13 protein-coding genes and 1 tRNA gene are annotated in these 12,992 nt (G+C 52.0%); 8 read left to right on the plus strand and 6 right to left on the minus strand.

Annotated features, from left to right (window positions below; translation table 11 throughout):
- Nucleotides 1-110 precede the first annotated feature (110 nt).
- Nucleotides 111-1,052 carry an alpha/beta fold hydrolase gene (locus tag PJE062_RS19780; RefSeq protein ID WP_008551647.1) on the plus strand — a complete coding sequence of 314 codons (942 nt, stop codon included), beginning with the start codon at nt 111-113 and terminating at the stop codon, nt 1,050-1,052.
- On the opposite strand, the gene hisN is transcribed toward PJE062_RS19780, so the two are convergent.
- Nucleotides 1,049-1,840, minus strand: coding sequence for a histidinol-phosphatase (hisN, locus tag PJE062_RS19785; protein ID WP_008551716.1), 792 nt, complete (start codon nt 1,838-1,840; stop codon nt 1,049-1,051). The genes PJE062_RS19780 and hisN overlap by 4 nt on opposite strands.
- A gap of 422 nt (nt 1,841-2,262) precedes the next feature.
- Here hisN and catB point away from each other — a divergent pair, with 422 nt between their 5' ends.
- Entirely contained in the window at nt 2,263-2,886 is a 624-nt protein-coding gene (catB, locus tag PJE062_RS19790) for a type B chloramphenicol O-acetyltransferase (protein WP_008551572.1), read from the plus strand.
- A gap of 15 nt (nt 2,887-2,901) precedes the next feature.
- Here the strand turns inward: catB and PJE062_RS19795 are convergent, their stop codons facing one another.
- Entirely contained in the window at nt 2,902-3,804 is a 903-nt protein-coding gene (locus tag PJE062_RS19795) for an N-formylglutamate amidohydrolase (RefSeq protein WP_083417428.1), read from the minus strand.
- Nucleotides 3,805-4,202: 398 nt separating this feature from the next.
- Here PJE062_RS19795 and cpdR point away from each other — a divergent pair, with 398 nt between their 5' ends.
- From cpdR to PJE062_RS19815, 4 genes are all read left to right on the plus strand, one after another.
- Entirely contained in the window at nt 4,203-4,559 is a 357-nt protein-coding gene (cpdR, locus tag PJE062_RS19800; protein ID WP_008551455.1) for a cell cycle two-component system response regulator CpdR, read from the plus strand.
- A gap of 133 nt (nt 4,560-4,692) precedes the next feature.
- A tRNA-Val gene (locus PJE062_RS19805) sits at nt 4,693-4,767 on the plus strand.
- A 192-nt stretch (nt 4,768-4,959) separates the two neighbouring features.
- The gene (gene ykgO / locus PJE062_RS19810; protein WP_008551489.1) at nt 4,960-5,085 is read left to right on the plus strand and encodes a type B 50S ribosomal protein L36; all 126 of its coding nucleotides are present in this window, start codon (nt 4,960-4,962) and stop codon (nt 5,083-5,085) included.
- 222 nt (nt 5,086-5,307) lie between these two features.
- A complete protein-coding gene (locus PJE062_RS19815) occupies nt 5,308-6,018 on the plus strand; it encodes a tetratricopeptide repeat protein (protein WP_008551612.1) in 711 nt (236 codons plus the stop codon).
- 11 nt (nt 6,019-6,029) lie between these two features.
- On the opposite strand, the gene PJE062_RS19820 is transcribed toward PJE062_RS19815, so the two are convergent.
- Complete coding sequence (locus PJE062_RS19820) at nt 6,030-6,569, minus strand: TetR/AcrR family transcriptional regulator (protein WP_008551317.1); 540 nt, start codon at nt 6,567-6,569, stop codon at nt 6,030-6,032.
- A gap of 79 nt (nt 6,570-6,648) precedes the next feature.
- On the opposite strand from PJE062_RS19820, the gene PJE062_RS19825 reads away from it, so the two are divergent.
- Entirely contained in the window at nt 6,649-7,587 is a 939-nt protein-coding gene (locus PJE062_RS19825) for an oxidoreductase (protein WP_208982405.1), read from the plus strand.
- Nucleotides 7,588-7,702: 115 nt separating this feature from the next.
- On the opposite strand, the gene pyk is transcribed toward PJE062_RS19825, so the two are convergent.
- Nucleotides 7,703-9,133 (minus strand): pyruvate kinase, encoded by a 1,431-nt coding sequence (pyk, locus tag PJE062_RS19830; RefSeq protein WP_008551633.1) that lies wholly within the window; start codon nt 9,131-9,133, stop codon nt 7,703-7,705.
- Nucleotides 9,130-9,624, minus strand: coding sequence for a DUF1036 domain-containing protein (locus PJE062_RS19835; protein WP_037037809.1), 495 nt, complete (start codon nt 9,622-9,624; stop codon nt 9,130-9,132). Before PJE062_RS19835 ends, pyk begins: the two co-directional genes overlap by 4 nt.
- A 994-nt stretch (nt 9,625-10,618) precedes the next feature.
- Between PJE062_RS19835 and PJE062_RS19845 the strand changes: the two genes are divergently transcribed.
- Entirely contained in the window at nt 10,619-10,885 is a 267-nt protein-coding gene (locus tag PJE062_RS19845) for a DUF2312 domain-containing protein (protein ID WP_008551513.1), read from the plus strand.
- A gap of 201 nt (nt 10,886-11,086) precedes the next feature.
- On the opposite strand, the gene PJE062_RS19850 is transcribed toward PJE062_RS19845, so the two are convergent.
- Nucleotides 11,087-12,778 carry a DUF882 domain-containing protein gene (locus PJE062_RS19850; protein ID WP_008551331.1) on the minus strand — a complete coding sequence of 564 codons (1,692 nt, stop codon included), beginning with the start codon at nt 12,776-12,778 and terminating at the stop codon, nt 11,087-11,089.
- Nucleotides 12,779-12,992: the final 214 nt, after the last annotated feature.

Here is a 12,992-nt window from a genome sequence, read left to right on the forward strand (position 1 = left end):
TCCTTAAGTCCGCGCACTGGAACTGAGAAAACTTCCAGAAATTGCGGTTGCGGCGGGTTACCCGGAGAGGCTATCAAATTGAGTGTGAGAGAACTAGAGGTTACGTGCTGATGCTGCTGGTCGATACGGATTTCAATCGTGTTCCTGAGGGGACCGAGTCTGGCTTTGTGCAGACGGAAGACAATGTGAAAATCCGTTGGGCACGCTGGGCTCCGACAGGGGCTCCCCTGAAGGGAACAGTGACCATTGTTCAGGGCCGGACCGAATTTATTGAGAAATACTTCGAGGTCGTTGAGGAGCTACGCGCACGTGGCTTTTATGTGGTGGCCTTTGATCTGCGCGGGCAGGGTGGTTCAGAGCGGTTGCTGAAGAATGAGCGACGTGGCCACGTTGAAAGCTTTGATGAATTTGCGCTGGATCTGCACGCTGTTCTCGACAATGTGTCTCTCTCTGATTGTCCCGGTCCACACTTCCTGCTTGGGCACTCGACAGGTGGGGCTGTGGTTATGCATGCGAACCGGCGTCTCAAAACAAAGATTGATCGTGCCGTTTTAACTGCACCACTTGTGGGCCTTGCGATGAGCGGACGGATTCGCAAGTTTGCAGGAGCTTTGGCGAAAAGCCTGGTCTGGGTCGGAATGGGGAACGCGTTTGTTCCGGGTGGCAACGACAAGATCCTCGTTGACTATGATGGCAATACGCTCACCTCCGATCCTGATCGGTTCAAGCGCATGAACGATATTCTTGAAGCTGCGCCGCAGTTGGGGCTTGGTTCTCCGACTGTGAGTTGGTTCCGTGCGATGGGTATGGCGACTGAGCGCTTTAAAGAGCCGGAATTTCAGATTGAGTTTGGTGTTCCGTCCTTGGTGATTGGTGCTGGACGGGATGAAATTGTTTCGACAGATGATGCCGAAGAGCTGTGCCGCTCGTGTCCTGGCATGAGCTTTCTGGAAATTCGAGGATCTCGCCATGAGATTTTAATGGAGCGAGATCCTTATCGTGAGCAGTTCTGGGCTGCGTTTGACGCGTTTATTCCCGGAAGTGCTGATTAGACAGCAACGCTTGCCAGTTTGGTGAGGAGTTCGTCGTGCAGGCGTTTGTCGCCTGTTGCGAGAACCTGACCGCCGTCTGCAGCATTGCCGCCTGTCCAGTTGGTGACGAAACCACCAGCGCCTTCGATGATCGGGATAAGAGCCAGAATATCGTAGGTGTTCATGCCTGTTTCGATGACTGCATCAAAGCCAGCTGCTGCCACCATAGCGTAGCCATAGCAATCCGTGCTGTAGCGGGTGAGGCGGGCTTCTGCGCAGATTGCATCCCAGACAGGGCGTTCAGTCTCCGTGAAGAGTGACGGTTCTGTGGTTGTGATGATTGCTTCTGACAGAGAGGCGCAGCTGCGTGTTTTCAGTGCTCGCTCGCCCAGAGGGCCGGTCATGAAGGCTTCTTCGCAATTGCCCCAGAAGCGTTCGCTGTTGTACGGCTGGCTCATAATGCCTTGAGATGCTTTGCCGTTGGTTCTGAGGCCAATCAGTGTGCCCCAGAGCGGTGTGCCACAGATGAAAGAGCGGGTGCCGTCGACAGGGTCAAGAACCCAGACGTTTTCTGCGTCGTCGCGGGTTCTGCCGTACTCCTCACCGATGATGCCATGATCTGGTCGTTCAGCTTCCAGAACAGCGCGGATTGCTTCTTCTGCTGAGCGATCAGCGATGGTGACCGGATCAAAACCTGCGTCCAGCTTGTTATCGACCTCATAGCCGCTGCGGAAATGCTGCATGGTTTTTGCGTCTGCAGCGTCAGCAAGTTTGTGAAGAAAAGCGTAATCAGGATTGGAAGAGGTCATATCAATTCATCCGGTAGGAGCAGTCAATTGCCTGCGCACCATAGTCAGGATTTTCAAAAGTGCAAATGCGTAGGACCAACAGACTCATTTTTAACGTGCTGGGAGCGTCTGCGACTTAGTGCTAGTGCACTGCATGAAACTCATACCAACGTCCATGATCCCTGAAAAATCAGGGTGTTGTCGCAAGGATACAAACTGGCCAATTCGTCTAGGAAAGGTGCGATTCCAGTGTTGAGTGCTTGACGTTTTTGCGATGCGGTGCGAGCCTTGTTGCAGCGCGACATTTGGAGTCTGCGCCGCCCTTCGCGAAAGGGTGTTTCCTCCCTAGACTAGAGGCCGCCTCCCGGATGAGCGCGGCCTTTTTTTTGTTAAGTTGTTAATGCTCCCCATCGTAGGAAGGTTGCAGGGCAGGGGAGGAAAAGGTGCCAAATTATTTTGAAAGTCCGTTTAAGGGCATTCCGCTTCAGGAGCAGGTGACCAATCCCAACATCATCGTTGGAAAGCATTCTTATTATTCCGGTTTTTATCACGCCCACAGTTTTGATGAGTGCGCGCGCTATCTGAGTGCTGAGGAGGATGAGCAAGACAAGCTCATCATCGGCTCGTATTGCTCAATTGGGTCTGGTGCGGTGTTCATGATGGCCGGGAACCAAGGCCATCGGGTAGAGTGGGCTTCGACATTCCCGTTCCATTATTTTGATGAACCTGCGTTTGAGGGGGCATTGGATGGCTATAAACCTTCAGGCTCAACGTGCATCGGCAATGATGTCTGGATTGGATCTGAGGCCATGATTATGCCGGGTGTGCAGATCGGAAATGGTGCCTTGATTGGCAGTCGTGCAGTGGTGACAAAGGATGTTCCTGCTTATGCGGTTGTTGCAGGCAATCCGGCCAAGGTTATCCGTTCCCGCTTTTCAGAGGAGCAGGTGCAGATGCTTCAGGAGATGAAGTGGTGGGACTGGAACGATGACACTTTGAAAGGGGCCATGCCGCTGCTGTGCTCTTCAGACATCGAGCGGCTTTACGATTATTGGCTTGGCTTTTAAGGGATGGGCTGCAGTTTATTCTGCAGCCAATGTTTCTCTGGTGAAGGTTTCTGTCACCATTTCCACCAGTGCAGTCAAAAACTCCATCAAGTCCTTACGCAGGTCATGGAACCCTGAGTGAGGTTGATGGGCGTGCTCATCCATATAGAGTGCGCGATTGATTTCGACTTGTAGGGCGTGAATGCCACGCTCAGGTCTGCCGTAGTTTTCAGTGATGTAGCCGCCAGCGTACGGGCGGTTGAGCGCTACGTTGTAGCCCATGTTTTGCAGCAGGCCGACTGCGCATGATGAGAGCCATGCGGAGCAACTGGTTCCAAAGCGATCTCCAATGACGAAATCGGCTTTGGGGTCGTGGTTTTTGTTGGAGTTGGCGGAGGGCATGGAATGGCAATCCACCAGGACTGCAAGGCCGAACTTGTCCTGCACGTTATTCAGGAGCCCGCGCAAGGTGTTGTGATAGGGCTTATAGACCCTTTCAATACGATCCAGACCTTCTTCTGCAGGAATGCGGGTGCGGTAGATCTCGCGGCGTTCGCCAACGATACGAGCGATGGTGCCGAGGCCGCCTGCAACGCGCAGAGAGCGCGAATTGATGTGCTTTGGGAGTTTGCCTTCGAACATCTTTGGATCGAGCTCATAGGCTTCTCTGTTTACGTCAATATACGCACGCGGGAAGTTTGCCTTGAGGACCGGAGCTCCGAGGTGCTCAACATCTTTGATAAGAAGATCAACAAAGGCGTCTTCGCTCTGGCGGATCTGTGTGGTGTCCAAACGAGAGGATTGCAGGAATGACGAAAGGTACGCCCGCCCGGAGTGGGGGCTGTTAAAGACAAAGGGGACAGAATGTTCATCTGGGGAGAGGACCTCAAAAGCGGGGACCTGATCTCCGGTGCCAAGCGTACTGCTGTAGTTCGCAATGGCTTTAATCTGATGATCTTCCAAAACTGTCACAGAGCTTACATTCCTTAATCGCCGCAATCCCGCCCAGTATAGAGGGAGATCGCTCCATGGGCCAGACATTACAAAGTCTGCTTATGAAATAGGCAAGAGATCTCAGAGATTTTACGCAGTTTGCGGGGGCGGTGTGGCTCTGGACCCTCAGTTAACGCAGAAGTCTCTTCAGAAGTGAACCTGTTTCATTTGTCCCTATTGTTTTGACAGGTATTCCCGAGTAGTTTCCTGAACCTAACAGCGTACGTTATTCGGAATCTGTCGGATTGCGAGGGGTGAGTGCGTCTGACATATTCTAATAATTTACGGGGCGGCTCTGAGAGGGGAACCTCGTCGCTGCACCTGGAGTTTTAAGGTTGTCGAACATGTCTCGAATTCTGCTCGCGGAAGACGATAATGACATGCGCCAGTTCTTGTCCAAGGCACTTGAGAAGGCTGGGCACACTGTTGTTTCCTTTGATAACGGAAAGAGCGCATACGAACGCATCTGTGAAGAGCCTTTTGCGCTTTTGCTGACAGACATTGTGATGCCCGAAATGGACGGGATTGAACTGGCTCGCAAAGCTACTCAGCTTGATCCGGATCTGAAGGTCATGTTCATCACTGGATTTGCTGCTGTTGCGCTTAATCCTGATTCCAAAGCGCCGCAGGATGCAAAGGTTCTTTCCAAGCCTTTTCACCTAAAGGATCTGGTGCGCGAAGTGGAAAAAATGCTCGTTTAGTCAGTTTTTAGGGGCGAATGTGGAAAGAGACAGCAAATTTCCAATTTTGGACTTGCACGTTCTCCAGATTCCTCTTATACGCCTCTCCACCGCAGCGTTGAAGCGCTGACGGACGAGCTTCTTTGAAAGTTTCGGGCGTGTAGCTCAGCGGGAGAGCACTACGTTGACATCGTAGGGGTCACAAGTTCGATCCTTGTCACGCCCACCATTTTTCGTCGGTTAACATCTTGGATGTATATCCGGCGGAGCGGGTCCTGATCTCAGGTCCAGCGCCGCTTCTTTAAGAATGCAGCGCGGCGAGATCAGAGGCTGTACACTGGAGGCGCTTAGCGCCTCTTTTCACTGGCGGATCGTGGTACTTCAGGATCCCTAAGTATTGTCCCTAACCGGGGGTAGGATAATGAAGATTAAGAACTCTCTTAAGGCACTCATGGGCCGCCATCGTGATAACCGCATGGTACGCCGCAAGGGTCGCGTTTACATCATCAACAAAAAGAACCCACGCTTTAAAGCACGTCAGGGTTAAGTTTGTTGCGCTGATTTGAAATAAAACAGCGCGAAAAACCCTTGGTTCTAAGAGTTGCAAGCCGCGTAGCAAAAGTGAGATGCTTTTGCTATGCGGTTTTTTTCGTTTGAACGCCCAAACAGCTTCGCTTCAGGAGCACTCAGGTTTCTGTTCAATAGACTTTCCGGATTTTCTGGAAGGGCCTCTTTCTCTCGACATTCTGACTGGTTAAGGCGCTCTGCCGTGGCAGGTAGTGCAGCAGCACTGGTATGTCTGTTGATCACTGGTGGTTCTGTGGCCTTTGAGCGTGATGGCTCTACAGGGCGCTCAGATCTGCAGGTGGTGCGCGGATTGCCAGATGGGCATCCAAAGCTCAACATGGGGCCGGATGCGGTTCTTGATGGGCCTGCTGGCGGGCCTGCTCAGATTGGGCGGTCGGCGCCTGGTCACGGACATTCTGCGCATTATACGCGTCAGCAATTGTTGGATGCGCTCTTTCTGGAGCTTAGGGATGCTGACACGTTGGGAGACGCTCAGGCGATTTCACGCCGCATCCATAGCCTTTTCATGCAGTCAGGGAGCCATACGCTGGATCTGCTCATGATGCGCTCTGCGCGGGCTATTGAGGGCAAGGAATACGGTTTGGCGTTGGATCTGCTGGATGCGGTGGTTCGTCTTGATCCCGGATATGTAGAGGGATGGAACCGACGGGCGACGGTGCATTTCCTGAAGGAAGATCTGGGACGTTCTCTTGCGGATATTGAACAGGTGCTGCGGATTGAGCCACGGCATTATCCGGCGCTCTCTGGCTTTGCCATGATCCTTAGAAAGACAGGTGAGAATGAGAAGGCGCTGGAGGTGTTCCAGCATGTGCTGAGCATCTATCCGTTGTTGGAGAATGCTCAGGACGCCGTTAAAAGCCTGCGTGAGGAACTGTGGGGGCAGTATCACTAGCAGGTGGGGTTTTAGCCCAGAATGCGATCAGCGGCTCTTGTGATGCCGTCTTTATATTCCGCGTAGCTTGAGACTGTGAGAGACAGCCCTTTGGCGAGGGTGAAGAGGATGAAAGCATCATCTTCCGCTTGATCTTTGGTGCGGTCGTCATAACTCTCAACAATGACATCAGCGATTTTGAGCATGACCTGGGGCATCAGGCCTTTGCCGACGGATGACATGACCTGCTCACCCATCTGAACCAGCTCAGCGCCATGTACAGAGTTTCGCATCAGGTCGACGTGCTGACCAATGATAGTGTCTAATGCGCTCAGGATGCGGGACTTAGTGTCATCTGACTTTTCTTCAAGGATTTCCAGTGCTTGAAGACCGATCTCTTCAGAGTATTCCTCGATTATGGTCTGGAACAGCTCTTCCTTACTTCCAAACTTTTTATAGAGCGATTGGCGTGAGAGGCCGACCGCGTTTGCAACGTCACCGACTGAAGTCTTCCGAAAGCCGTATTGAGCGAAAACACCCAGCGCCTTCTTTTTGTCAAAGTTTGTTTTCATGTTTACCTAGTTGACAATTATAGTTCATATTGTCAACTTTGTTATGCAGCAGAGTGAGTGCTGCGTATTGGAGAATGAAATGAGCACAGCGAACAAGAGCAGCGCAGTTTCCGATTGGACTGCGGACCAACTGCCTTCTCTTGAGGGTAAGACTTATATCATAACAGGCGGTAACTCCGGAATTGGGTTTGAGGCAGCAAGAATGCTCGCGGGAGCGGGCGGTGATGTAGTTATCGCCTGCCGGAATGCTGAAAAAGGTTCAGCTGCCCAACATGCGTTGCAAGCTCAAGCGAAAGGAAAAATTGATCTGGTTCAGTTGGATCTGAGTGATTTGGTGTCCGTTCGCTCTGCAGCAGAAATTGTTGCTTCAAGATACACCAAGATCGATGGGCTCATCAATAACGCTGGTATTATGCAAACGCCTGAGTTGAAGAGTGTTGATGGCTACGAGTTGCAGTTCGCGACCAATCATCTTGGCCATTTTCTCTGGTCCGGCTTGCTGAAGCTTAATGTTGAAGCTGCTCAGGGGCGGTTTGTTGTCGTTGCGAGCCTTGTTCACAAGATGGGCAAGATCAACTTCAACGATCTGATGATGCGTGAAACCTACGCGCCTATGAAAGCCTACTCGCAAAGCAAACTGGCGAATGTGATGTTTGGTTTGGAGCTTCAGCGGCGTCTGTCAGATGCGGGGAGTGCGTCTTTTGTCACGATGGGCCATCCGGGGTGGTCTGCCACCAATCTGCAGAGCACGGGGCCGACTGGTCTGATGAGCAAGACCTATAAATGGATGAACAAGCTGTTTGCTCAATCTGCTGAGAAAGGTGCGTTGCCGACTGTATTGGCAGCAGCTGGCGTAGAAGCTGAGCCGAATGGGTACTACGGCCCTACGAAGCGGATGGAGAGTGTTGGTCCTGTTGGCGTTGCACGCATCGCCAGCCATGCGTTGAACCCTGAAGTTGCGCGGCGACTATGGGATGAAAGTGAATGGCTCACTGATTTTAAGTGGGCGTTTTACTAATGGAAGTTGGCTAAGCCCTCATTAGGCTATCAGCGGTTTAATCGATTGAAAGAAAAAAGCCCGTGATACTGGATCACGGGCTTTTTCAGTAATGTTGGATGTGTTGGTTGACGGCTTATGCGTCTTCGGAACCAACGAACGCGACGCGCAGCATGTTTGTGGAACCTGGGGTGCCGAATGGAACACCAGCAGAAACCAGAACGCGCTGACCTGGCTTTGCAAAACCTTCGTTGTTTGCAAGGCAGCATGCGCGGTTGATGAGGTCTTCCTCAGTTGCTGCATCCTGGTTAGCCACACAGTGCAGACCCCAACCGATGGTCAGGCGGCGAACTGTAGACATTTCAGGAGAGAACGCGATGATTGGAGTTGCAGGACGCTCGCGGGAAGCGCGCAGTGCAGTTCCACCAGATGCGGTGTAGGTCACGATTGCAGCCAGATCCAGAGTTTCAGCGACCTGGTGAGCTGCTGCAGTGATTGCGTCAGCGCCGGTTGCTTCTGGTTCTGTACGCTGAGCGTGGATGATGGAACGGTAGTTCTCGTCCTGCTCAACTTCGGTCGCGATTTTGTCCATGGTCGCAACAGCTTCAAACGGGAAGTCACCAGCAGCAGATTCTGCGGAGAGCATTACTGCGTCTGCACCTTCAAACACTGCGTTTGCCACGTCAGAAACTTCTGCGCGGGTTGGCACTGGGGAGGTGATCATGCTTTCCAGCATCTGTGTTGCAACAACAACTGGCTTACCAGCTTTGCGGCATGCGCGGATCATGCGCTTCTGCAGGCCTGGAACCTTCTCGAGAGGCATTTCAACGCCAAGGTCACCACGAGCAACCATGATTGCGTCGGACAGCTCGATGATCTCGGAGAGACGGTCGATTGCTTGAGGCTTCTCGATTTTAGCCAGAACGCCAACGCGGCCCTGAGTGGTGTTGCGCACTTCGATGAGGTCTTCTGGGCGCTGTACGAAGGACAGTGCAATCCAGTCAACTTTTGCATCGAGAGCTGCCAGCAGGTCTGCGCGGTCTTTTTCGGTCAGGGCGCCAACTGGGATTTCTGTATCTGGAACAGAAACGCCTTTACGGTTGGAGATCTTGCCGCCCACTTCAACAGTGGTCACACAACGCTGCGGAGATGCTTCAGTCACGCGCAGGCAGATCTTGCCATCGTCTACGAGGAGACGGTGACCAACTTCGAGGCTGCCGAGAATTTCCGGGTGTGGGAGGTAAACGCGGGATGCGTCACCAGGGGTTTCGTTTGCGTCTACAACAAAGGTTGCGCCATTTTCGAGAACTGGCTTCGCATCATCTGCAAAAGTGCCAACACGCAGTTTAGGGCCCTGCAGGTCAGCGAGAATGCCGATTGGACGGCCTACTTCTGCTTCAACTTCGCGGATGCGACCAACCAGATTGTTGAGGACTTCGTGGGAGGAGTGGCTCATATTGATGCGGAAAACGTCCGCACCTGCCTGCCATAGCTTTTTGATTGCTTCTTTTTCGGAAGACGCCGGGCCGAGAGTTGCTAGAATTTTGACCCGTCTGTTACGCTTCATCGTCCACCTGTTCCTTGCTCTACCGGCTCCGTCAGCTGGACCGTCCAGCTGCTTTGCTCGCCTGTATCTATTTCAAAGAAACCTGTTCGCTCATAACCACGAGCGACACAGTCTTCTATACCGCGAATGGTGAACTTTTTTTGACGTACACACATATACGCCTTGCCATCCCATTCGCCATTTTGATCCGTTTGTACTGCGTACAAGTAATAGTAACGTGACGCCAAATCGCCGGACACCAACGTGTCACAGGCGTTTTTGTCGATGGTCCACCATCCTTCGGTGATCCAATCGGCGCCATCACGGTAGCCTATTGCGATGTTGACTGTGCTTTCGGTCTTATTACATGCGCGAAAGTCGGCTTTTGCAGAGGGGATCTGCTGAAAGCTCAGAACTCCAAAAGCAACACAGGCAAGAGCCAGTGAATTTTTCCGAAAACGGTTTGTTACAGCAGATGCGAAGTCGTTTCTGGATGTTCTCATAACAGTCATATGTACAGCTACAAACGGCAGTTTAATGCGTTCAGTTGATGCCCTTGTCAACGTGGTTCGGCCCATGGCCGATGCGTTTCAGAGCACGACTAAAGGGTAATACAGGTTGTTCTGAGTAAAGAACGTTGCCCCAGCTCACCATTGGCCACACAAAAACGGCAGGATGATGAATTGATGAAAACCCGACATGTCATGCTTTGGTTGCCCCGCCCTGACTCTGGATGAGTGTGGACGACCCCCGTCAACACTTGAAATATGATCCAAAAGTCGGATCTTACCTCTAGGAATCTAAGTATCTTTATTGGCCTGAGTTCTGCATGGAATCAAGAGGAAAGCCTAAAAAGCTTATCTCCTCCCACAGTTCCTCTTGCTTATTGCGAATATATTTAGAAAGAGAAGACAAAGAGATAAACGCCGTTTCGGACAAATGTCCGGTTTTTGTGGTCAGCTTTGAAGCATCGGTCCGGCCACCTACATGAAAATCCTTAGTGCTGCAGCAAGTTATTTCTTTGTAATGCGACACTTTGTCAGGAAAAGTTTCGTAGCGTTGTTCCATTGAATGGAAATGGAAAAGTTGTCATCTTAAATTTTCAAATGAACACTTCCGCTTAGAGATGAAGCACTCTGATATATTTAGGGTGTGAATTTGTCGCGCAGATTTATCTTTGGACAATTGTGAGTATGTTTTGATCTATGCAGCAGTGCGTACGTAACGGCACCTATCTTTACGGTAGGTGGAAGCCATTGAATGGATTGAGACTATCGGATCGGTGGTGTGAGTTGCAACGCTAAGATGAATTTTGTGACGAGTGTTGCCAGCTGATTGTGCATCAATTGAGGCGAGTGTTTTATATTCCCATTGAAACTTAGTTCTTCCCCCAGATCCTGTGAAGGTTGCTGAAAACACATCGTGAACGGTTGACCCGTCTGCTCAGTTCTGGCAGCAAGACAACAAGGTTAATGGTGTTTCGCACGAACGTAAGGTGGATTTCATATGTCAGATGCCGGTGGTGTAGCAGCAGATCAGCTGCGCGCATTTATTGAGCGTATTGAACGTCTTGAAGAAGAGAAAAAAGTTATCGCGGACGACATCAAGGATGTTTATGCGGAAGCTAAGGGCAACGGCTTTGACGTGAAGGTTATGCGCAAGATCGTTTCCTTGCGTAAGCGTAAGCCACATGAGCGTGAAGAAGAAGAGGCGATCCTCGACCTTTACCTGCATGCGCTTGGCATGGCTGGCCCTGTTGAGGTGGACGCGTAAGCGCTCATCCAGCAAATCGAGAATACTGAAAGAGGCTCCTTACTGCAGTGAGGGGCCTTTTTTGTTGGGAAACATAAACCGGTGCTCTGGAGGGAATGAGCTGAGCCTAGCTGTCTTTGAGATTGGTATAGAAAGCAGTTGTCGCGAGGCTGAGTGCTCTTGCGTTGAAAGGGCTAGGTTCTCAACTGGAAGCGGGGATGCTTACCGAGAAGAGACTTTGACTGAACCTGTGTAGATAGAGTCGAGCCATGCGATTGCTGAGCCGCGGTTGATGCGTTTGCGGATCGGGCGGTATGGCGTTTGGGCCAGAGCATCTTTCAGGACGGAGGTGACCGGTGACATCAGAACTGCCAGTTGGTTCTGGTCAGGATGTTCCATCGTGATGGTGCGGCGGTTTCTGGCGGTCCAGGTTGGGTCTAGCATCAGCACCGCATTTGCTTTTGGTGCAGAATGGAAACCTGTGAGCGGTGCTTTATGGACTGCTTTGGAGATCACAGTCTGCTGCGCCGGTTGTGGCTTTGGCGGCAAGAGGTTTGGCAAGCGCTGCTCAGCAAATGGTGCCTGAGCGGAGAGTGCGGACTTCTTGCTGAACTTGTTCTTAGCCTGCTCGTTTCCAGATGCCGGGGAGGCGTACGCGAGCTGTGAGTTCACGAGCGGGCGAAGGCTATCCGGTGTTTTTTCGCCAGTTGCTGCGATAATTGCCGCGATGCCGTCTTTTGGTGTTTCCACTTTTTGCGGAATAACTGGCGCGCGCTGAGGTGCAGCAGGGGTGGCCGCCGGCAAAGCGGCGACCTGAATGATTTGCTGTGGCTTGATGCGAGGGCGAGCGGAAGCGAACAGATTGAGGTTCTGCTCAGTTGCTTCAGGTGCTGCCTCGGTTTCAGCCTTAGGCTTGGCGTAGGGTGTGATCGACGCCAGAGCGAGTGGTGATGCTGCTCCCGGAACCGGGCTTGCTGCTGGCTGTGTTGCCAGCAGTGCCACTTTTGGCTGCGGAATTGCGTTGAACTCGTTTTCTACACGGCGGCTTGGATCAGGCTCACGCTCACGTGGTGTCTTGGTTGCCGGTGTAGGAGCTGGTTTGCTTGCTTCATTGCTGTCAGAGTTGCTGAACAGGCGAGAGAAGAAGCCGCCACCGCTGTTGGATGACGTTGCTCTGGCGCTTGCTTTAGAAGAAGAACTGGAGCGGCTTGCAACGCTTGTTGAGCGGCCTGAATCTCTGCGCTTCACTTCAGCAAGGGTCTGCTTGTAGCGTGCCAAAGGCTTGCCATCAGACGGCACGTGAATGGTATCGCCTTTTGGGAACACCTTGACCAGCTGAGAGCGTGTCATACGTGGCCAGTGACGCACGGAGCCAGTGTCCATGTGAACGAACGGTGTGTTTGAGCGTGGGTAGTACCCGACGCCGCCAACATGCTGACGCAAACCAAGGGCGCGCAGCTTTGCTGTGCTTACACCTGGAATGAAGAAGTCCATCGCGCGGCCTCTGGTGTGCTGGCTGTTTTTAGCCACACCGCTGGAGCGCTTGCGGAGCATATTGTTGGTTTTGGGAGAGCGGTATGCTGAGACCACATGGATGTACTTGCTTGTACCGGCCTTCTGGTAAACTTCCCAGATGAGGTCAAACAGTTCAGGATCCATTTTGGTTGGCTCATTCTGACGCCAATCCCGAAGGAAGTTGTTGAGCTTGCGAAGGCCTTCTTTGTCATAGCGGCCATTGCGCTTGAAGGTGATTTCCGCCCGCTCTTTTGTGTGGGTGAAGTACAGCTTTAGCGTGCGTGTACTCGCACTAGCCGAAGCAATTGAGGTGAGGAAGAACGCACAAAGAACAGCTGCGACCAGCATTGAAATGCCAGGCAGACGTTTACCAAAGTCCGAGCGCCCGAATGCAATCATGTCACGCAATTGAATCTCGCTTTCGCGTTATCGGCTAAAACCTTACCCCAGAGCCCCACCTCTTTCGTTCTAGTGCGGACAAGGTTAATGAGCCTTTACTTTAGTTACAATTAACGCGAACTAGTGACTTACCGGCAACAATCCAAGTTTTTTGCCAAAAACCGCTATTTACATGCGACAAATGCGCGCGAATCCGCACGCATAAGTCGTCATA

The organism is Pseudovibrio sp. JE062 (assembly GCF_000156235.1).
In the GTDB taxonomy this organism is placed as follows: Bacteria; Pseudomonadota; Alphaproteobacteria; order Rhizobiales; family Stappiaceae; genus Pseudovibrio.

What these genes read in the sequence shown, in the direction of transcription:
- pyk (WP_008551633.1), bottom strand. Translation starts at nt 9,133, where the DNA reads ATGAAGCGTAACAGACGGGTCAAAATTCTAGCAACTCTCGGCCCGGCG.
- PJE062_RS19820 (WP_008551317.1), bottom strand. Translation starts at nt 6,569, where the DNA reads ATGAAAACAAACTTTGACAAAAAGAAGGCGCTGGGTGTTTTCGCTCAA.
- PJE062_RS19850 (WP_008551331.1), bottom strand. Translation starts at nt 12,778, where the DNA reads ATGATTGCATTCGGGCGCTCGGACTTTGGTAAACGTCTGCCTGGCATT.
- PJE062_RS19825 (WP_208982405.1), top strand. Translation starts at nt 6,649, where the DNA reads ATGAGCACAGCGAACAAGAGCAGCGCAGTTTCCGATTGGACTGCGGAC.
- ykgO (WP_008551489.1), top strand. Translation starts at nt 4,960, where the DNA reads ATGAAGATTAAGAACTCTCTTAAGGCACTCATGGGCCGCCATCGTGAT.
- PJE062_RS19780 (WP_008551647.1), top strand. Translation starts at nt 111, where the DNA reads ATGCTGCTGGTCGATACGGATTTCAATCGTGTTCCTGAGGGGACCGAG.
- cpdR (WP_008551455.1), top strand. Translation starts at nt 4,203, where the DNA reads ATGTCTCGAATTCTGCTCGCGGAAGACGATAATGACATGCGCCAGTTC.
- PJE062_RS19845 (WP_008551513.1), top strand. Translation starts at nt 10,619, where the DNA reads ATGTCAGATGCCGGTGGTGTAGCAGCAGATCAGCTGCGCGCATTTATT.
- PJE062_RS19835 (WP_037037809.1), bottom strand. Translation starts at nt 9,624, where the DNA reads ATGACTGTTATGAGAACATCCAGAAACGACTTCGCATCTGCTGTAACA.
- hisN (WP_008551716.1), bottom strand. Translation starts at nt 1,840, where the DNA reads ATGACCTCTTCCAATCCTGATTACGCTTTTCTTCACAAACTTGCTGAC.